Source organism: Sorangium sp. So ce295, assembly GCF_051527405.1.
Classification (GTDB): domain Bacteria; phylum Myxococcota_A; class Polyangia; order Polyangiales; family Polyangiaceae; genus Sorangium; species Sorangium cellulosum_B.
This window is the reverse complement of sequence record NZ_CP150324.1, coordinates 181,231-200,934: the sequence shown is the minus strand read 5'-3', so window position 1 is coordinate 200,934 and position 19,704 is coordinate 181,231. Positions and strand designations below refer to the sequence as shown.

Annotated in this window: 13 protein-coding genes; 8 read left to right on the top strand and 5 right to left on the bottom strand. The window is 70.2% G+C overall.

The window, feature by feature from the left end:
- Window positions 1-192: 192 nt before the first annotated feature.
- From WMF11_RS00755 to WMF11_RS00730, 6 genes are all read left to right on the top strand, one after another.
- Entirely contained in the window at window positions 193-1,812 is a 1,620-nt protein-coding gene (locus WMF11_RS00755; protein WP_437976079.1) for a DUF1552 domain-containing protein, read from the top strand.
- A 227-nt stretch (window positions 1,813-2,039) separates the two neighbouring features.
- Complete coding sequence (locus WMF11_RS00750; RefSeq protein ID WP_437906480.1) at window positions 2,040-2,231, top strand: hypothetical protein; 192 nt, start codon at window positions 2,040-2,042, stop codon at window positions 2,229-2,231.
- Between the two features lie 292 nt (window positions 2,232-2,523).
- The gene (locus WMF11_RS00745) at window positions 2,524-5,259 is read left to right on the top strand and encodes a kelch repeat-containing protein (protein ID WP_437976078.1); all 2,736 of its coding nucleotides are present in this window, start codon (window positions 2,524-2,526) and stop codon (window positions 5,257-5,259) included.
- A 315-nt stretch (window positions 5,260-5,574) separates the two neighbouring features.
- Entirely contained in the window at window positions 5,575-6,438 is an 864-nt protein-coding gene (locus WMF11_RS00740; protein WP_437906478.1) for a DUF6209 family protein, read from the top strand.
- A 55-nt stretch (window positions 6,439-6,493) separates the two neighbouring features.
- Window positions 6,494-8,524: a methionine--tRNA ligase gene (metG, locus tag WMF11_RS00735; RefSeq protein WP_437976077.1), complete on the top strand. Its 2,031-nt coding sequence runs from the start codon at window positions 6,494-6,496 to the stop codon at window positions 8,522-8,524.
- A 206-nt stretch (window positions 8,525-8,730) separates the two neighbouring features.
- On the top strand, window positions 8,731-10,125 hold the full coding sequence (locus WMF11_RS00730; RefSeq protein WP_437976076.1) for a hypothetical protein: 1,395 nt from the start codon (window positions 8,731-8,733) through the stop codon (window positions 10,123-10,125).
- 43 nt (window positions 10,126-10,168) lie between these two features.
- On the opposite strand, the gene WMF11_RS00725 is transcribed toward WMF11_RS00730, so the two are convergent.
- The 4 genes from WMF11_RS00725 to WMF11_RS00710 all read right to left on the bottom strand — a co-directional run bounded on the left by WMF11_RS00725 (window position 10,169) and on the right by WMF11_RS00710 (window position 16,776).
- Window positions 10,169-11,815 (bottom strand): glycoside hydrolase family 43 protein, encoded by a 1,647-nt coding sequence (locus WMF11_RS00725; protein ID WP_437976075.1) that lies wholly within the window; start codon window positions 11,813-11,815, stop codon window positions 10,169-10,171.
- A gap of 165 nt (window positions 11,816-11,980) precedes the next feature.
- Window positions 11,981-13,819 (bottom strand): SLC13 family permease, encoded by a 1,839-nt coding sequence (locus tag WMF11_RS00720; RefSeq protein ID WP_437976074.1) that lies wholly within the window; start codon window positions 13,817-13,819, stop codon window positions 11,981-11,983.
- Window positions 13,820-13,965: 146 nt separating this feature from the next.
- A complete protein-coding gene (locus WMF11_RS00715; RefSeq protein ID WP_437976073.1) occupies window positions 13,966-14,967 on the bottom strand; it encodes a universal stress protein in 1,002 nt (333 codons plus the stop codon).
- A 258-nt stretch (window positions 14,968-15,225) separates the two neighbouring features.
- Complete coding sequence (locus WMF11_RS00710) at window positions 15,226-16,776, bottom strand: FAD-dependent oxidoreductase (protein WP_437979419.1); 1,551 nt, start codon at window positions 16,774-16,776, stop codon at window positions 15,226-15,228.
- An 87-nt stretch (window positions 16,777-16,863) separates the two neighbouring features.
- Between WMF11_RS00710 and WMF11_RS00705 the strand changes: the two genes are divergently transcribed.
- Window positions 16,864-17,292 carry a MarR family winged helix-turn-helix transcriptional regulator gene (locus WMF11_RS00705; RefSeq protein ID WP_437976072.1) on the top strand — a complete coding sequence of 143 codons (429 nt, stop codon included), beginning with the start codon at window positions 16,864-16,866 and terminating at the stop codon, window positions 17,290-17,292.
- A gap of 30 nt (window positions 17,293-17,322) precedes the next feature.
- Here WMF11_RS00705 and WMF11_RS00700 read toward each other — a convergent pair whose 3' ends face one another.
- Entirely contained in the window at window positions 17,323-18,540 is a 1,218-nt protein-coding gene (locus tag WMF11_RS00700) for a cytochrome P450 (protein ID WP_437976071.1), read from the bottom strand.
- Between the two features lie 348 nt (window positions 18,541-18,888).
- Between WMF11_RS00700 and WMF11_RS00695 the strand changes: the two genes are divergently transcribed.
- On the top strand, window positions 18,889-19,407 hold the full coding sequence (locus WMF11_RS00695) for a DUF2690 domain-containing protein (RefSeq protein ID WP_437976070.1): 519 nt from the start codon (window positions 18,889-18,891) through the stop codon (window positions 19,405-19,407).
- Window positions 19,408-19,704: the final 297 nt, after the last annotated feature.

The window sequence follows — 19,704 nt, the reverse complement described above, 5'->3', positions numbered from 1 at the left end:
GCCCGTGACGCGCGGGGCATCCTTCCGCGCGAAGAACGCTCCCGGCCGAGCGAAATCCCAATAGGCTCACGAGTCCGCGGGCATTGTAGGGCTGACGGAGACGTGGCGAACGCGGGCGTCCGGAGGGCGTTCCGGGTGTCAGCCGTGCGCCATATCTATTGAGGCAGGAAAAATACGACCATGACAAAGCGCGTGAGCCGAAGAATTTTCCTCCGGGGGCTGGGCGGAGCTTGCGTCGCAGCGCCGTTCCTCGGCTCGATCCTCGACCGCTCCGTGATGGCGCAGCCGGCCACACCACCGAAGCGGCTGATCGTGATGTACACGCACTATGGCTGCATCACGACGCGGTGGTTCCCGAAGAAGTCCCACGGCCCGCTCACCGCCGCGGACCTCGAGTCGACGACGCTCAAGCACCTCGCGCCTTACGTCGACAAGCTCCTCATGCCCCGAGGCATCCGCGCGATGAACGAGTGGACCGCGACGATGGTTCGGGGGCAGGGGAACGATGAAAACACGCAGGTGAACGGGTCGTACTTCACTTGCCACCCGGTCACTCCCAACAGCAACGACCCGTTCAGCTTCAACACGGCGACGAAGTTCTACGCCTTGCCGACCGGTCCCTCGCTGGACCACGTCATCGCACGGCAGCTCAGCCCGCAAGGAACTCCGTTGCTCATGAACACGATCGGTGGGAATGACAACTCTCAGTCGGCGATCTCCTACTCCGCCGCCGAGACCCTCTTCAAGGGCCTCGACGCGCAGCAGGCCTTCAGCAGCCTCACGGGCCTCTTCGAGGCGGGGAAGCCGACGTCTCCGGACACCTACGCGGCGATGCGCGGCAAGAGCGTCCTCGACATCGTGAGGGAGGATCTGCAGACGCTCGAGCGGTTCGACATGAGCCGTTCCGACAAGCAGAAGCTCGCAGCCTGGAAGGAGCTCCTCCACGCGACAGGAAACGTTGTGGTCCCTTCGCAGTGCAACACGTCCCTCGCCACGGCGCTCGGCGTGACGCAAGAAAACATCGACCTGACGAGCACGGTCTCGTACTCCGAGAAGCTGACGCAGCGAATCTCGGACAGCCTGGACGGAGCCGACCTCTATTCGAACCTCGCCGTGCTCGCGGCGGCGTGCAACGCGAACCCCGTCATCTTCCTGAAGTACCCCGCGGCTTACAGCTTCAAGGGGCTCGGCCTGACGCAAGAGGCCGCCGGTCTCGCGAGTCGCCTGGACCACGCGGGCATGACGGGCACCTGCGTCCCCGGTGTGATCGACATGATCCTCACGATCGACGACTACTATGCGAGGAAGTTCGCCCACCTCGTCGGGCAGCTGAACCGTATCGACGAGGGCGACGGGACGCTCCTCGACAGCTGCGCGGCCGTCTGGTTCCAGGACGCGTCGGACGGCTGCGCCCGCAACCTCAACAACCTGCCGATCATCCAGGCCGGCAGCGCCGGCGGCTATTTCAAGACCGGCTGGGCCGTGAACGTCGATGACGGCTCGCCCGATCTCACGACCGGCAACAGCGAGATCACGTGTGCCGACGGCACGTCGGACCGGGTCGACGCGATCTCCCAGGAGACGGGGACCGATCCGTCGCTCGCCAACGCGCCGATCAACAAGTACTTCTGCAGCCTGATGAACGCCCTCGGGGTCAAGGCAGGCCCGGATGGTTTCCCGGCAAAGGGCGGTTCGGCGCCGGTGACCCACTTCGGCATGTACGACCGGACGGAAGACTTCATCGGTGGCGGGACCAATCCCCCCACCATCCACGATCCAGGCGAGTTCGCCGCGCTCAGGGCAAACTCCTGAGCGGTCTCCCTCGTCTTCATCGGCCTCGGGACCGCCGTGCTCCCCGAGCCCTCCAGCGACCGCGCCGACGCCCCCGGAAGCCGTAGGCACCCAATCGCTGATCGATCTCACCCCCTGAGCGTCCTACCTCGAGCGCTGCTGGAGCCGGCCCGGCAGGCGCTCGCGCCGAGAGCACGAGCTCGTCCACCTCGCGGATGGAAGCAGCCAGCCTGCGGGTTCAGAGATTGATGACCAGCACGGTCACGGGCTGGTTTCTGCGCGAGCTGCGGGAGCGATTCGGCCTCAGCGGCGAGGAGCTGAGCAAGCGATTCGGCCGGACGCCGAGCAGGGTGAGCCGGCGGCTAGCGCTGGTCGCGGAGCTGCCGGAGTCGGTACACGCGCACGTGCGCGCGGGCTCGATCGGCGCGCTTGCACCGTGACATGTCACGCCGGAAAACCCTCTCCGCGAGCGACGTCGCCGGTCGCTGCGCGCCCGGCTCCGGAGACATCGACACGCTTCGCGGTCTCGGGCATGGTCGAGACCGATCACGTCGTCTCCCCCCTGGCGCCATAACCCTGCGATGGGGTGGCCCCATGACCCTGCGACGTGGCAGCATGCATGCAGGCAGCATCGCGTTTGGATTTCTTAGCCCCACACGCCGCCGAGGTTCTCTTTCCCTTTCCGCCCCGAGACCGCGGTCTCTGGAAACCGATGACTCAAGGAGGAGCGCCATGATGCGTTTCGATTCCCCGTTCCAGCGCTGGCTGTTCATCTTGTCTACCTTGCTCTTCTGCGGGGTGCTGTCCACGGGCGGCGCCGGCTGCGCGCTGGGCCCCGAGCCGCCCGCGGGCGACGAGCTCCGGCTTCGCTTCCCCGACCACGCGCTGCAGATCCTCGGGGGCGGCGAGGCATTCGTCGCGGTCGACCGCGGCTTCGCGCTCGCCTCGACCGTCGGATTGGCCGGCGACGGCGAGATCGAGGCCTCGCTCCAGCGACGCGGCGGGCTGCACGCCGCGCTGCCGGCGCGCGGCGAGGGGGAGATCCGGTTCCATCTGCCCGGCGGCTTCGAGGCGCGTGTGCGCGAGATCGGCGCCGAGGGCGAGGGCGTTATCGCCGAGCAGGCGGTGGCGTTCCGGCGCGAAGGCGGCACGTCGTTCTGGTCGGCGATCGAGGAAGGCTACGAGGAGTGGCTGCTGCTCGACGCGGGCGTCGCGCGCGCGGGCGCTCCCGCGGCCGCGTGGGAGGTCGCGGGCGCGACCCTGAGGCAGCAGGGCGACGCCGTCGAGGTCGTCGACGAGTTCGGCGCGCCGCGGCTGCGCGTGACGGCGCCGGCCGCGTTCGCGCGCGGCGGTCGCCCGATCGCCGCGCGCCTCGCGGTGCGCGGGGCGACCATCGAGCTCTGGGCGGACGCGGGCGGCGAGCCCGCGCTGGTCGACCCCGTGTGGGCGCCGGCCGGCGCGATGAGCACCGCGCGCCACGGGCACTCTGCAACGCTGCTCCAGCACGGCGACGTGCTCGTCGTGGGCGGGTACAACGGCGCTCTCCTGGCGAGCGCCGAGCTCTACAGCCCGAGCACGAACACCTGGTCATCCGCCGGATCGGTGGCCGCCGCCCGCCGCTACCACACGGCGACACGGCTGAACGACCACAGGGTGCTCATCGCGGGCGGAAACGGGGCCTCGAACGCGCCAGTCGCGAGCGCCGAGCTCTACGACCCGAGCACGAACACCTGGTCGACGGCCGCGCCGATGGCCGCTTCGCGCGAGGGGCATACCGCGACGCTGCTCAACGATGGCACGGTGCTGGTGACCGGCGGGCTCACCGCCGGCAACACCTACGTGGCCAGCGCCGAGATTTATAATCCCGCGACCGACACCTGGTCGGCGGCCGCACCGATGACCCAGGGCCGTGGCGAGCACACCGCGACGTTGCTCACGAGCGGCAAGGTGCTCGTCGCGGGCGGGCGCAACGGCTCCTACCTCTCGAGCGCGGAGCTCTACGATCCGAGCACCGGCGCGTGGTCGTCGGCTGGATCGATGAGCACGCCCCGCAATCAACACGCCGCGGCTCGGCTCGCGAGCGGCAAGGTGCTCGTCACGGGCGGCTACAACCCCTCCTCCAACAAGCTCGCGAGCGCCGAGATCTTCGATCCGGCAGCACCCTCGTGGACGGCGGCCGCTCCGATGGCTGCCCCCCGCACCGGACACACTGCGACGCTGCTCTACAATGGCGACGTGCTCGTGACAGGAGGGGCCACCGGCATCACATCGACCGCGACCGCCGCCCTCTACAATCCGGCGGCCGATGCGTGGACCTCGGTTCCAGCGATGAGCGACGAGCGCAGCGGGCACACCGCGACGCGGCTCGGGAACGGCAAGGTGCTCCTCGCGGGCGGCCTGGGGTTTGGAATCTTCACGAACGTGTACCTGTCCAGCGCAGAGCTCTATGCCGATCCGACCACGACGTGGGCTGCCACGACATGGACGATGGTCACGCCGATGAATGACGCTCGAGCCGAGCACGCAGCGATCGCGCTCGGCAACGGCAGGGTGCTGGTGACGGGGGGTGGCCATGCGCCAGCGGCCAACCGCGCCGAGCTGTACGATCGGGTAACCAATACCTGGACAGCGGCCCCTCCCATGGCAACTGGGCGAGATGAGCACACGATGACGCGGCTCCCGAACGGCAAGGTGCTGGTCGTGGGAGGCCACGGGACGTCCGCGTCCAACGCCGCCGAGGTGTACGATCCGACGACCAATTCATGGTCGCCCGCGGCATCGCCGCACGCCGCCCGAGTCGGACACTCGGCCACGCTGCTCCTGAACGGCAAGGTGCTGGTCGTGGGTGGGTTCCTGCTCGACGCTCTCACTGCCCCAGTCGCGCTTTACGATCCGGCGAACAATACCTGGTCGCCTGCCGCGCCGGACGGCGCCACCCTCGGCAAGCATACCGCGACGCGGCTCACGAGCGGCGACGTGCTGGTCACGGGCGGTAACGGCAACGGGACGCTGTTGGCCAGGGCCATGCTCTATCATCCGGCGACCGACAGCTGGTCGCCCGCGGGCAGCATGAGCGTCCCGCGTTGGTATCACACGGCGACGTTGCTGAACAATGGCGACGTGCTGATCGCCGGAGGTGCCAACGGCCACAACTATCTGTCGAGCACCGAGCTGTATCATCCGGCGACGAACAGCTGGTCAGCCGGACCGTCCATCGGTATCCGCGCCTACCACACGGCGACGCGGCTCGCGGACGGCAGGGTGTTGATCGCTGGAGGCTATACGGGGACGTCTCAGGTGGCGACAGCCTGGCTCGTGAATTCGACAGGAACGACTTCGGCCCCCACCGGCTCGATGAACCAGGCACGAAACAGCCATACAGCGCTCCTGCTCGGGAACGGCAAGGTACTGGTCACAGGCGGAGTATACTCCGGAAGTCTGCCGAGCGCCGAGGTCTACACGCCCTGACCCCGGCGAGGCCCGCGCATCCCCGCGGGAGCGAGGCCGCGCCCCGCTCCTGTCGCTGCCCGCGGCGCTACGCGGCCAGACAAACTCATGATCGACGTCGACGACCCGTCGCCGATCACCCCAGGCCCGGGGCTTGACAGCTGGGCCCGGTCCGGGTCCATGCCGCCCGAGGAGCTGCGATCCGCCGTCACGCCCCCCTCAAACAGCACCCGCGCGATCAGCCGACGCGCGATCGGCCTTCAAGCCGGCCGAAACGTCGTCCCGCTTGCATCGGCTGCCCGTTCCTGGCTACGCGTCCATGCAAGGAGGGTCCCGATGGCAACGACCGCTGTTCTCCAGTTCCTGCCTGACTGGCAGCACGCGCAGCAGGGTCCGATCGAGCGCGGGGGGAAGCTCAGGATCGAGTATGAGCTCAGCCGCCTGTCGCGCTGCTTCGCGACGTGGCGCGGCGCCGAGATCGGCGAAATCACCGCCTACGTCCGCTTTCACCCGCGGGGCGCGATCGTGCAAGGGAGCGTCGTCGAGGAGGTGCGGGCCCCGGGGAACCCGCCCGGGCACGTCGTCGCGCACAGGCCCGCGGCCCTGGAGATCTCGGTGCCCGACGACGCGACCCAGGCGGAGATCTGGTTCCACGGTTTCTCTCAGACCAGCCGCCGGTGCGAGGCGTGGGACACGCGCTTCGGCGACAACTACTGGTTCGACGTGGGCGGCCCGCCGCCGCGGATCCCGGCGCAGCCGGTCCTCTACCGCGCGGGGGCGCAGCGGCGCCCCGACATCACGAACGTCCGGGCCTTTCGGGTCTCGAAGGTCTACGCGTTCCCGAGGCCCGCGCAGGGGCCGATCGCGGGGACAGACATCCAGATTCACCTGGACCTCGACGCGTGGGTCAGCCATTCGGCGTGGGGCGCCAGCGCATGGATCGATGTCCACGTGTTCGACGGCCACGACGCGCTCGTCCACGCCGAGACGATCCCGCTTTCGTATACCGGGTGGGGCCCGAACCAGCAGTTCAGCTTCGCCGGCAAGATTTTCCAGGGATCCACCGCGACGCCGGGCTCGGTGTCACCGCGGCCGGACGCGCGCAGGGTGCAGCTCCGGCTCTATTACGAGATCGACGGCCAGGTGTTCACGGATGGAGTCCTGCACCAGGCCGAGCTCCCCGAGGACGCGCTGCTCTGATCGGCGCCGCGCCGGCTCGCCGCGGGAGAGCGCCCCATGCTAAGAGGGCGTTGCCATGGCGAGCCGCTTCTACGTCACGACGCCCATCTATTACATCAACGACGTCCCGCACCTCGGCACCGCCTACACGACGATCGCCGCGGATGTGCTGTGCCGCTACCACCGGCTGCGCGGCCACGAGAGCCGCATGCTCACCGGCACGGACGAGCACGGCCTCAAGATCCAGCGCGCCGCCGAGGCGCGCGGCGTCGCGCCGGGCGCGCACGCCGACGAGATCGCCGCCGTCTTCCGCGCCACGTGGCCGAAGCTCGGCTGCGCTCCCGACGACTTCATCCGCACGAGCGAGCCGCGCCACAAGAAGGCCGTGCAGGAGCTCTGGAGCCGGATCAAGGCGCGCGGGGACATCTACCTCGGCCACTACGAGGGGCTCTACTGCGTCGGGTGCGAGGCCTACTATACCGAGAAGGACCTGGAGCAGCCCGGGAACGTCTGCCCGCTGCACAAGAAGCCCGCCGAGAGCGTCAAGGAAGAGAGCTACTTCTTCCGCCTGTCCAGGTACGGAGACGCGCTGCTCGATTATTACAAGCGCAACCCGACCTTCGTGCAGCCGGCGAGCCGCCTGAACGAGGTGGTGAGCTTCGTGCGCGAGGGGCTCCAGGATCTGTCGGTCTCCCGCACCACGTTCGAGTGGGGCATCCCCGTCCCCGACGACCCGAAGCACGTCATGTACGTCTGGTTCGACGCGCTGGCGAACTACATGACCGCCCTCCGGGAGCCGGAGGACAACACGCGCTTCTGGCCCGCGGACGTGCACCTCGTCGGCAAGGACATCCTGCGCTTCCACGCCGTCTACTGGCCTGCGTTCCTGCTCTCGGCCGGCTACGGCGAGGCGGAGCTGCCGCGCCAGGTCTTCGCCCACGGGTTCCTCACGTACAGCGGGCAGAAGATGTCGAAGACGCTCCGCAACACCATCAGCCCCGTCGAGGTGGCGTCCGCCCTCTCCGAGGCGGCCGCGGCGGCCCTGCCCGGCAGCCCCGGCGCGGCGGACGTCGGGGTGGACGTGGTGCGGTATTGCCTGATGCGCGCGATCTCGTTCGGTCAGGACGGCGACTTCAGCCTCCAGGACGTGCTGTCGCGGTATGGCTCGGAGCTCGGCAACGCGCTCGGCAACCTGCTGAATCGCGTGCTCCCGTTCGCCGAGGAGGTGCCCGCGAAGGGGGCCTCTGGCCCGCTCGAGGAGGAGCTCGCCGGGGCGCAGCGGCAGGCCGCGGCGGCCGCGGCGACGGCGTTCGACGCGAACCAGCCGACGCGCGCGCTCGACGCGATCTGGACGGTGATCGCCGCGGCGAACCTCTACATCGACAAGGCCGCTCCGTGGGTGGCCAAGAAGACGGACCCGGCGCGCCTCGGGACGATCATCGCGACCTTGATCGAGCAGCTCGAGGCGATCAGCGTGATGATCTCCCCCGTGATGCCGGTCGTGGCGGGCAGGATGCGCGAGCAGCTCGGGCTGCCGCCGATCGCGTTCGAGGAGGGCAGCGATCGCTGGCCGATGGCGCTCCCCTCGCGAGCGCCGGGCGAGAAGCTCCGCAGGGGCTCGCCCATCTTCCCGCGCCTCGAGAAGGAGAAAGAAGCCGAGCTGCTCGCCCGGTTCGCCCCGCCGCGACCGGACGTTGAGCCGGGGAAGGCCGATGCGAAGGCCGCGCCCGCGGCGAGCGGCGGCGCCGAGGTGGCCGCCCCGCCGGCGCGCCAGGGCAAGAGCCCTGTGGCGTTCGACGATTTCGCCCGGCTGGATCTCAGGATCGGCGTGGTCACGAGCGCTGAGCGCGTGAAGAAGAAAGACCGGCTGCTCGATCTGCGCGTCGACACCGGCGACGGCGCTCCTCGGCGCATCATCTCGGGCATCGCGGCGAGCTACGCCCCGGAAGAGCTGGTCGGCAAGCGGGTCGTCGTCATCTGCAACCTGCCGCCGCGCGACTTCGGCAAAGGGCTCGTGTCCGAAGGCATGCTGCTGACCGCCGAGGTCGAGGGGCGAGTCCGCACCGTCACGGTCGAGGACGCCGCGCCGGGCACGCCTGTGCTCTGATACCGCACGCCGGCACGCGATTCGCAACGCAGCGACACGAGGGGAGCGAAACACCGGCCTCCCCGGCCGCGCGGCGCGATCGCGATCGCAGCGCCGCGATCGTGCTTTTCGCGCCGGTGGGCAGGGGACCCCCGGGGATGCAGGTCCGCGCGCCGGGGGGCGTGCTAGAACTGGTCGATGCGCGCTTGCCTTGGCACGAGGAGGCGGTGAGCATCTCCCTGCGGGGGCGCGATGCCGTGGCCCTGGCCATGGCGGTCGCGGCGCACGCCGCGATCCTCGCCGCGCCGAGGCCGGAGCGGCCTCCGGAGGGCCCTTCCGAGCCGTCCGCGATCGTGGATGGCATCGATTTCGAGCTGGAACCACCGGCGCCCCAGGCCGCAACCACGGCGCCGGCCGGGAGCGAGCCGGAGGCGGCCGGCGAGATCGGCAAGGCCGCGCCGGCCGAGAAGGCGCAGGCGCCCGCGCCGGGCGCTGCAGCGGCCAAGGTCGCCTCGGTGGAGCGCGCTAGGCCGGCGCCGGCCGCCCCCGCCGCCGAGCCGAAGACCGCGCCGCCGGAGACCGCGCCGCCCGCCGCCGGAGCCGCCGCCCGGCCTGCGGCCGAGGCCCCCGCGCCCGCCGTCGAGGCTCCCGGCGCATCCGCGCCCTCCGCCGAGGCCCCGGCGCCCGCCGCAGAGGCCCCGGGAGCCCCGGCGACGGCGCCGCCCGGCGACGAGTACGGCGGGGCACCGCCCGCCGAGGGCGGGGGCGTCGCGCTCGCGCCAGGGCTCGGGACGCCCCTCTGGAGCGTGCCCGGCGTGCTCCCCGGCCCCGACGCGCCGCGCGCCGCCCCGACGGCCGCCCCGCGCGCTCGCCCCGTGGATCCGGCGATCGCGGGCACGGTGCTGAACGAGACGCTGCACAGCAAGGACAAGAGCGTGGGGATCAGCGTCCCCGCCGCGGGCGCTGTGGCGAGCACCCTGGCGGACATGGTCCGCTCCTCGGCCGCGCCCCTCGACGCGCGGGCCACCTTCGAGGTCAAGCTCGGCGCCGACGGCCAGGTCCTCGGCGTCCGGCTGGTGAGCGCGTCGGCCGGGGACGGCCCCACGTGGGATCGCATCGTGGACGGGGCCAAGGGCGCGCTCGCGGGGAGCGCGCTGCAGATGGGGCCTGACCGGCAGCCGGTGACCGTGACGGTCAAGGTCCAGTCCAAGGTGCAGTATCCGTCCGGCAGCAAGAAGAAGCCCAAGGCGGAGCTCGTGTGCGCCGAGGAGGTGCTCGAGCAGCTCCAGCTGGCGATGGAGGATCCGAGTCGGCTCGGCCAGCTGCGCGGCCCGGGCGACGGGGCGCCGCCGGCGGGCGACATGGATGAAGAAGAGCGAAAGAGGAGGTTCTGCATCCCTGTCGGGCTCCGCGCCAAGGGTGATCTGTCCGATATCGGGGCGCACAGGATCAACGTGGTCTCGGCGTCGTTCGCGGTGAAGCGCGAGGGCGAGCGCGCCCTGCCGCACGAGGACATCCTGCCGATCGACACGCGTGTTCCGTGGGCGCCCAAGGACCCGAACAAGACGAAGCTCCCGCCGCCCAAGAAGAAGAAGAAGTGGAAGAAGAAGAAGGAGCCTTGAGGGCCCCGGCCTGCTCACACCCCTGACGGGCTGCAAAGTGACGCTACGGGCGCCTGGGGTCGATCACGTACTCGCGCTCGCGGTACTCGAAGTAGTCGAAATCGGCTGGGCGCCCGGCACCCGACATGTCCTGGCACGCCATGCCGACGAACGCACCGGTGAAGTTGGGAAGGCCGGGCGCAGAGGCCTCGTCCGAGAGGATGCTGGCGTCCAGGTGCTCCGGGAACCAGCTCCAGTCCGCGCCGTTGAGGCTGTAGGCGAAGTAGAGCCGGTCGTGGTCGAGCTCGGCGCGCAGGTGCACGGGCGCGGTGCCCGGGATGGGGACGGGTGCGGTGAAGGCGTCCGCCATGACCCCATCCGGAATCGCCGACATGATCCGGAGATAGCGCCCGACCGTCTCCTCGTGCGAGATGTGCAGGTAATGGAACTTGCTCGCGTTGTAGTAGCAGATGAGCCCGGCCATCTGCTGATAACGCTCGGGCGCGAAGTCGACCGACGTGACCGCCGTGTAGCAGTGCGCCTGCTGGCGACGCGCGACGAGCGACTGGCGGAACAGGCTGCCGAGCGTCTCGCGGCCATAGAGCCGGAGATGACCGGGACGTGCGGTGAGGCTGAACAGCTCGTCGGGGTAGGGCGAGCGCAGCCACTGGAAGTCGATCGGCAGCTGCGGTGAATCGAAGTCCTCGCGCGCGGCTCGGGCGGGGAACGGATGCGCGGGCAGGCCGGGGGCTGGGACCTCGACGCGCGGGACACCTTCACCATCGGCCGTGCGAAGCCAGCCGTCGTCCGACCAGACCATCCTCTGGATCGCGGTCTCGCGGCCGAGCGTCGAGCGCCCGCGGTTCGGGATGGGACGGCTGCACAGGTGGACCATGTACACGTCGCCCGACGGCGTCTCGCAAAGGTCAGCGTGGCCCGCGCGCTGCAGCGCGACGTCGGCGCGAGCGCGCGAGGTCAGGATGTACGTCTCGGGGTGCAGCTCGTACGGGCCCGTGAGGTCACGGGAGCGCGCCATGGTGACGGCGTGGCCCTGGTACGTGCCGCCCTCGGCGGTGATCAGGTAGTAGAAGCCGCCGCGCTTGTAGATGTGCGAACCTTCGGTGTAGCCGATCGACGTGCCTTTGAAGATGTTCGTGACAGGCCCGATGAGCTTGCGCTCGGCGTGCGAGTACTCCTGGAGCACGATGCCGGCAAAGCGAGCGCGGCCGGGCCGGTGGTCCCACAGCATGTTGCTCAGGTACTTGCGGCCGTCGTCGTCGTGGAACAGCGAGGGGTCGAAGCCGCTCGAGTTGAGATGAACGGGCTCCGACCACTCGCCGTCGATGGTGGGGCTGGTCACCAGGTAGTTGTGGAAGTCGCGCATCGACGCGCCGGACGCCCCACCGACGGTGGTCCGGCCGTAGCGCTTCACGTCGGTGTAGATCAACCAGAACAGGCCATCCGCATACGTCAGGCACGGCGCCCAGACGCCGCACGAATCGCCGTCGCCGAGCAGGTTCAACTGGCTCGCGCGGTTGAGCGGGCGCGAGAGCAGACGCCAGTGCACGAGGTCGCGCGAGTGGTGGATCTGCACGCCGGGGTACCACTCGAAGGTCGAGGTCGCGACGTAGTAGTCGTCGCCGACGCGGACGATGGACGGATCGGGGTTGAAGCCCGGCAGGATCGGATTGCGGATGACGGGATCAGGCATGGATGAATGGCTCGCCGGCGATGGTCCAGAGGACGATCGCGCCGAGGATATCGAAAGACGAAGCTGCCGCCGCCAAAAAAGAAGAAGTGGAAGAAGAAGGAGCCTTGAGGGCCGCGTCCCGCGCCCGGGGCGCCGCCGGGCGGCCTGAAGCGGCGCCTCCCGCGGTCAGAAGCCCCAGACGAGCGGGACGACGATGACGGTGGTCGCGAGCACCAGGAGCTGCAGCGGCAGCCCCACGCGCGTGAAATCGTTGAAGCGATAGCCGCCCGGCGCGATCACCAGGACGTTCACCGGAGAAGCGATCGGCGTGGCGAACGCCGCGGAAGACGCGAACGCGACGCCGATGAGCAGGGGCTCTGGCGCGAGGCCCAGCGCCTCGGCCAGACGGACCGCGAGGGGGGCCACGAGCAAGGCCGTCGTGGTGTTGGAGAGGACCATCCCGATGGCCGAGGTGAAGAGGACGAGCAGACCGAGGACCACCGTGGGCCGCGCCCCCGTGAGGAGCTGCTCGACCGCGGACACGGCGGCCCCCATCGCCTCGGTGCGCTCCAGCGCCGTGGAGACGGGGATCATCCCCGCGATGAGCACGACGCTCTCCCAGTTCACGGCGCGGTAGGCGTCCGCCGGGCGCACGCACCGCGCGAGCACCAGGAGGACCGCGGCGAGCAGCACGGCGACCACGTTGGGCAGCCACCCGAACGCCATGATGACGAGCATCCCCAGGGTGACCCCCACGGCGGCAAGGGCGCGCCCGCGATCGACGAGCACGGCGCTCGGCGCGTCGGGCTCGGCGACGAGCACGAGATCCCGCCGCTCGTCGCGGAGGTTCCTCAGGTGCTTCTGCCGCCCTTTCACGAGGAGCGTATCGCCGGCGCGGAGCTTGAGATCGCGCAGCTCGGGCGTCGCATGGAACACCGGCAGCGATCCTCCGCCTCGGCGGATCGCGAGCACGTTGGCGCGATAGCGATCGCGGAACTTGGCTTCCCGCAGGGTCTGTCCCGCCAGCCGGGAGCGCCGCGGGAGCACGACCTCACACATGGACTCTTCGTCGGGCAACGAGAAGACGGGGCGCTCCGGGAGCGCTTCGAGCTCGAAGCGCTCCGCGAGCGCGGCGATCTTGCTGTCGCTCCCGAGCACGCGCAGCTCGTCGCCCACGACGAACACCGCGTGCGGAACGACGCGCTTGGCCAACGGGCCACGAGGCCCGTCGTGCGCGATCCCCACCACGGTCACGCCGAAGTCGGCGCGGAGGTTCGCGGCGCCGAGCGTGAGGCCGGCGAGCTTCGAGCGCGCGGTGACGCGCAAGGCGCGCAGCGACGTGCCGAGCTCGTAGTCCATCGCGAGATCGTTCAGCGTGAGCGAGCGCGGCGCGCCCGCGTCCGCCGCGTCCGCCTTGCCAGGGAGCAGGCGACGACCGAACGACACGACGTAGGCCACGCCGATCACGAGCACGGCGAGGCCTGGGACGATGAAGCTGAAGAAGCGGAATGGCTCGCGCCCCGCCTCACGGAGGGCGTCGCTCACGAGGAGGTTCGGCGGCGTGCTGATGAGCGTCAGGTTGCTCCCGAGGTGCGCGGCGAACGCCACGGGCATGAGGAGCCTCGCGGGCGCAATTCCACGCTTCAACGCGAGGGTCCCCACCACCGGCAGGAGGATCGCCACGGTCCCTGTGGAGCTCATGAAGGCGGAAAGGAGCGCCGTCGCCCCCATCACGACCACCATCACCCTCGCCTCTCCCGTTCCCGCGACGCGCTCGAGGCGGTGACCCAGCCAGTCGGCGACGCCGGTGTCCGTCAGCGCGGCCCCCACGATGAACAGGCCAGCTATCATGAGCACGGCCGGGTTGCTGAACCCGGCGAGCGCGTCCGAGACCGTGGTGACGCCGGAGAGGGTGAGCGCGAGCAAGGACATCATCGCCACGACGTCGAGCCGCAGGCGATCGCTCACGAACAGGACGATCGTGGCCCCGAGGATGGCCAGCGTGAGGGCAGCTTCCGGCATCATGCGGCGGCGGAGCCTAGCCGAGGGGGCCGCAGAGCCAACCCCCTATCGTCTCACCGCCTCACAGCGCTCACGCCACCTTCCCCTCGGCGGGTCGAGCCGGCGCGCGCGTCCAGGCGCCGCCGGAGCATGCTTCGCTGCCGCGCCGCTCAGGGCAGCTCCAGCACGAACGTGGAGGGGCGCGCGATCAGCACGTCGCACGGCGCCGAGCGCATGACGGATTCGGCCACGCTGCCCAGGAGAGCGCGCGAGATCCCCGAGCGCCCGTGCGTGCCCATGATGATGAGATCGGCCTTCCATCGCCTGGCTTCGCGGCCGATCGCGTCCCTCGCGTCGCCGCGCCGGACCGACGACTCCCACGTCACGCCGAGCCCGTCGAACGAGTCGAGGAGGCGCCGGAGGCCGGCGCGCGCGTCGTCATGGTATCGCGCCTTGTAGGCCGCGAACTCCATCGAGGGGAGGGCGAGCGCCATCCTGTCCTCGAAGGGCACGCGGTAGGCGTGGATCGCCCGGATGCGGCTCACCTCGGGGTCGATGACCTTCGTCGCGAGCGCGGCGCTCCGGAGCGCGACGTCCGAGAGCTCGACGGCGAGCAGCGGTCGCCTGTAGGCGCCGGCGGGGGCTCCTTGTACGACGAGCACGGGAGTGTCCGCGTGACGGACCGTGAGCTCGGCCGCCGACCCGAGCAGGAGATCGAGGATCGGGCGCTCCCCGCGCCTGCCGAGGACGATCAGCTCCGCGCCGTGGCTGCGCGCATGACGGATGATCTCGACGAACTCTCTGCCGACGAGCACGCTCGAGACGACCTTCAGACAAGCGTTCCCCGCGCCTCGGGCGACATCGAGGGCGCGGGCCGCGATCTCGTCGAGCGAGCGACGCGCGGCCTGCTCCGCGCTCTCGCCCTCCGCGGGCGAGGCGGGCGCCGGCAGCACGTGAACGAGGCGCAAGGTGCTGCCCGCCGCGAGGGGGAGGCGCGCGGCGCGCTCGATCGCCGCGAGAGCCCCCGGCGAGAAATCGGTCGCAGCAAGGACGTCGCCGAGGCGAGCCTCGCGGCGCGGTGTGCTCGTCGTCCGGCCGTCGCGCTGGGGGGCCGGCTCCGCCTGGGCGGGCGAGCTGGGCGGCGTCGTGGGCTTGGCGTTGGTGCGGCGCATCGGCTCGTCGCGTAAACACAGCAAGCCACGCGCCACGCGTCGCGGCCCGCCCTGCGCAGGGCGCACGTGCCGCCGAGGGCCTGCGAGGCACCGAAGACGCGGAAGATGCACCGCGCCACGTAAGGATTGCGCTCGCGGTGGCGCGGAAGAACCTGATTGGCCAGAACGGTGGTACCGGCGTCCAGGTGCCCTGGTCGATGTTCCGTCTCCCCTGACGCGAGGGGCCGCGCCGCTGGCTCGGTGGACGGCCCCGACCTGTCATCCCCGTGATGGGAGGCCGACGCTGGCAAGGTAGGCTTCCAGGGCCGGTGCATGATCGGACGACACGATGGCGCCGATATACCCGTCCGGCCGGACGAGCACCCAGTCGCCGGGCGACACGCCATAAGCAGCGCGGAGATGGCCGCCATCATCGACGATATCGCCGCGCGGCCCGACGGCGTGGATGTGAAGTCCCGGGCGCGGCTCGACGGCCGAGAGCCGGTCCGACCCGTAACCCAGCAAGGTCCACTGCGGCCCCTGGAAGAGCTTGAAGAGCCGCGTCGGCATCCCCGCCACGCCACGGACGGGCGCGTCCGGCGCTCGGCCGCCCGCGACGATGCCGCCGCTGCGTTTCGGCTTCTCCATGGCCAGCGACGATTCCGGGTATCCGAGATCGAGCTGATGCACCTCGCGACCGCGGCGCATGTCGCCTCGCTTCGCCGCGTCCAGGAGCTTCGTCGTCAGGCCGAGCGTCTCCGCGGCGATCGGCCGGCGCTCCTCCTCGTAGGTCGCGAGCAGCGCCTCCGGCGCGCCTGCCAGAACGGCGGCGAGCTTCCAGCCGAGGTTGTAGGCATCCTGCACGCTCGTGTTGAGGCCCTGCCCACCCGTCGGCGGGTGGATATGCGCGGCATCGCCGGCGAGGAAGACGCGCCCGTCCCGGTAACGGTCGGCGAGGCGCGCGTTCATCGTGTAGGCGGAGGCCCAGGAGACCGAGCGGATCACGATGTCGCCTCGGCCCGTGCGGCCCGTGACCATCGCTGTGAGGCCTTCCGCGGAGAGATCGACATCACCCTCCAGAGGAATCGGCGCCTGCAACTGGAACATATCGGTGCCGACGAGCGGGCACAGCGACATCTGCTTTTCCATCGACCCTTCGTTGAAGCGATGCCAGGCGGCCCTGCTGAGTCCCTCCAGGACGACGTCGGCGACGACCGCGCGCACCCCCAGGGTCTTGCCGGGAAAGCCGATCGCGAGCGCGTGCCGTACCACGCTGCGGCCGCCGTCCGCTCCGACGAGGTAGCGGACGCGGACGGTCTCCTCGCCCGCCGGGCCGGCGATGCGGGCGTCGACCCCCTCGCCATCCTGCTCGAAACCTTTCAGCTCGCGACTGAACTCCGGGTATTTCCCGAGCTCCGCCAGACGCTCGCGCATCACGGCTTCGGTCAGGAACTGAGGCACGAGGAGCGCCAGGCGATAGGGCTCGCCAGGCGTCGGGTCCTGAGGCTCCATGATCTGCGACTCCTCGTAGCCTCCGTCGTCGCGATAGACCCGCGGGGGTGGGTACAGGCCGCCTGCCGCAACGACGCGGTCGAGGATGCCCAGATCCTCGAACACCTCCTGGCTGCGCGGCTGGATCCCTTTGCCCCGCGAGCCGCGAAAGGGCCCGTCCTGCCTGTCGATGAGCCGGAACGCAACGCCCCGGCGGGCGAGCTCGATGGCGAGGGTCAACCCAGCAGCACCTGCGCCGACGATCAGGACATCCGTTGAAAAAGTAGATTCCACAGCGAGCTCCGCTTTGTTGGACCGCGTTTCAGATATGTGTATCATGCATATAACCGCGCCCTCCGGAGCGTCAAGGAATTTGTGCAAAATACACGCATCGCAAAAAAGAAACTCCGCGAGCTCCACGGAGCCATGGTCGATCTGGTCGCGCTCATGAACCAGCCGCAGCGCGATCAGGCGCTGCTCGCGGAGGCAGGCATCTCCCTGGATCAAGCCCTCTTTCGGCTGCTGGTGGGGATCGAGCGCTTCGGGCCGATCGGCGTGGTCGAGCTCTCGAACCGAGCCGGGCGCGATTACACGACCGTCAGCCGCCAGGTCGCGAAGCTCGAGAGCCTGGGGCTGATCGAGCGTCGACCGAGCCCGGCCGATCGTCGCATCCATGAGGCGGTGATCACCGACAAGGGGCGGCAGATGACCGACGCCTTGGACGCCGCGCGTCAGAGGATTGCGGCCCCTATCCTCGCCACGTGGAGTGAGGAGGACTTCAGCGACCTGGTGCGCCTGATGCGCCGGTTCGTGGACGACTTGATGGCGCAGTCAAGCGGAACGGACAAGACCTGAGGTGGTCGCAGGCCTCCTGCGGCGCCGCCTTCACCCGGGGCACGGCGTGTGCGCCCCCGCGGCGTGCACCGCGGCGCGCCTCCCCGGCTCGAAGCGGATAGGCAATCGCGCCGGACCGTGCACGATGATCGCCTTGCGCGGCTCCCACGGCTCGTCGCTCGCGAGCCGGAGGCCCTTCAGCCGGCAGAGGAGATCCGGCAGCGCGATCCGCGCCTCCAGGCGCGCCAGCGCCGCCCCGATACAGAAGTGGATACCGTGGCCGAACGCGACGTGCGGGTTGGGATCGCGCCCGATGTCGAAGCGGCCAGGGTCGTGAAATTGATGCGGATCCCGGTTTGCGGAGCCGATCACGGGCAGCACCAGCTTCCCGGCCGGGATCACCTGGCCGTGCACCTCGACGGCGCGCCTCGTCTCGCGGAACACCATCTGCAGCGGCGAGCGGTGGCGCAGGACCTCCTCGATCGCCGAGGGCAAGAGCTCGGGCGCCGCCCGGAGGCGGAAGAGCTCCGCCGGGCTCTCGAGGAAGCACATGATCGCGTTGTCGATCAGGTTCGTTGTCGTCTCGGTGCCCGCCGCGAGCAGGAGCTGGAAGAAGTTCAGGATGTCTCCCTCGGTCAGCCGCTCGCCGTCCACCTCGGCCTCGACGAGCCGGGTCAAGAGGTCCTCCGCCGGCGCCCTCCGGCGCACCTCGATCAGGTCCGCCAGATACGCCTTCATCTCTTCCTTCACCACGGCGTGCTCGCTCACGGCCCTCGCCGCCTCCTCGCCGCCGGAGATCGCGTGGCTGAGGTTCACGATCACCTCGCTCCAGCGCAGCAGCCGCGCCCGGTCCTCGGAGGGAACGCCGAGCATCTCCGCGATCACCATCGTGGGCAGCGGCCCCGCGTAGTCCGCCGCGAGGTCCATCTCCCCGCGCTCGATCCACGGATCGAGGAGATCGCGAGACAGCTCCCGGATGCGCGGCTCCAGGCCCGCGATGGAGCGCGGCGTGAACGCCCGCAAGATGATGGATCGAAGCTTCGTGTGGCGCGGCGGGTCGGAGAAGACGATCCAGTCCGGCGCCTTGCCGGTGGGAGGCGTCACCGCGGAGCTGAAGGCGTCATGATCGGTCAGCGCCCGCTTCACCCCGTCGTAATCGAAGACCATCCAGAGATCGAGCGGCGCGACATGGAACACGGGAGAGCCGGTCCGCAGCTGATCATAGAGGGGATAAGGATCCCGCCGCATCTCGTCCGGGAAAAGGTTCATCGTCGAAACCTCCGTCGTCTGGAGTCGCCGGTGGCAGCCGCCCTTCGGAGACGATGGTAATCGATGCCCCCCACGAGATGGAGCGCTGGAACGCGCGTCCCGCGCGGAATGCGCCAGTCGACACGACCCGGACGGACGCGGCGCCCGACCAACGCGAGCCACCGGCGGCCCCGGATGAGCCCGCGGCGCCTGACGTAGCGAGTCCCGGGCGGCGCCTGACACGGGTCCTCCCGCGCGGACGCGGGAACCGGTCGGGGCCCGGCGCCCGTACCCAGGCCGAGACCTCGACGCGCCGGCGCCGCTCGGTAGCGCAATGCCCGCGTCTCCAGGCTCGAAAGGACATGGACCATGCGTATCGCCTCCTCGTTTGCCGCCGCCGCCCTCGGAGCTTCCTTTGCCCTCGCCGGCTGCATCGCCGACACGTCCGATCCCGAGCCGCTCGACGGAGAAGGCTCCGCGCAGGAGGACGTGGGCGAGGCCGCTGCCGCGCTCGGCAGCTGCTACGGCGCGCCGTGCACCGGGCAGGACCCTGGCGCGACCGGGTGCGAGGCCGACGCGGTCACGCGGGCGTCGAGCGACATCATGTCGGGCGCCACCGCGGTCGGGAAGATCGTGATCCGGTACTCGGCGAGCTGCAACGCGGCTTGGGCAAGGACCGTCGTGGCGAGCGGCAGCTCGTATCTCCGGGCAGAGATCACGAGGAGCTCGCCCTACGCGACGAGCCAGGCCGAGTCGACCTCACCGATCGACGCGCTCCGCTCGCCCATGCTGGCCGTCACGCCAGGATCCAGGTTCACCGCCGTTGGCAAGATCGGCTCGAAACCTGGCATCTTTCAGTTCAGCGGCACCGTCCGAACGAACTTTTGATCCCACGGTGAACCCGGGCCTCCGGCAACGCAGCGCCGGGGCAGCGAGCACCGCAGAGCCCGCCGGCCGGGGCGCGCCGGCGCGCCCCGGCTCGATCCCGTCGATACCGCCGCACCGAGGCCGCAGTGCTGATGTCTGTAGGCCTCAATCGGCCCGCCGCAGAGCCGCCTGGAGCCGCGAGATCCCAGACAAACCACCCGCCCCACGCGACGGCGGGGCGTGCACACGCCTTGCATAGACCGCGCTGCGACGCGCTGCGAAGACCGGCTCGCAGGTGAGCCGCCCTGTCGAGGCCGA

Coding starts and splice junctions, on each gene's coding strand:
- WMF11_RS00700 (WP_437976071.1), bottom strand. CDS start 18,540: ATGAACCTTTTCCCGGACGAGATGCGGCGGGATCCTTATCCCCTCTAT.
- WMF11_RS00740 (WP_437906478.1), top strand. CDS start 5,575: ATGGCAACGACCGCTGTTCTCCAGTTCCTGCCTGACTGGCAGCACGCG.
- WMF11_RS00705 (WP_437976072.1), top strand. CDS start 16,864: ATGGTCGATCTGGTCGCGCTCATGAACCAGCCGCAGCGCGATCAGGCG.
- WMF11_RS00745 (WP_437976078.1), top strand. CDS start 2,524: ATGATGCGTTTCGATTCCCCGTTCCAGCGCTGGCTGTTCATCTTGTCT.
- WMF11_RS00715 (WP_437976073.1), bottom strand. CDS start 14,967: ATGCGCCGCACCAACGCCAAGCCCACGACGCCGCCCAGCTCGCCCGCC.
- metG (WP_437976077.1), top strand. CDS start 6,494: ATGGCGAGCCGCTTCTACGTCACGACGCCCATCTATTACATCAACGAC.
- WMF11_RS00750 (WP_437906480.1), top strand. CDS start 2,040: ATGACCAGCACGGTCACGGGCTGGTTTCTGCGCGAGCTGCGGGAGCGA.
- WMF11_RS00710 (WP_437979419.1), bottom strand. CDS start 16,776: ATGATACACATATCTGAAACGCGGTCCAACAAAGCGGAGCTCGCTGTG.
- WMF11_RS00720 (WP_437976074.1), bottom strand. CDS start 13,819: ATGATGCCGGAAGCTGCCCTCACGCTGGCCATCCTCGGGGCCACGATC.
- WMF11_RS00725 (WP_437976075.1), bottom strand. CDS start 11,815: ATGCCTGATCCCGTCATCCGCAATCCGATCCTGCCGGGCTTCAACCCC.
- WMF11_RS00695 (WP_437976070.1), top strand. CDS start 18,889: ATGCGTATCGCCTCCTCGTTTGCCGCCGCCGCCCTCGGAGCTTCCTTT.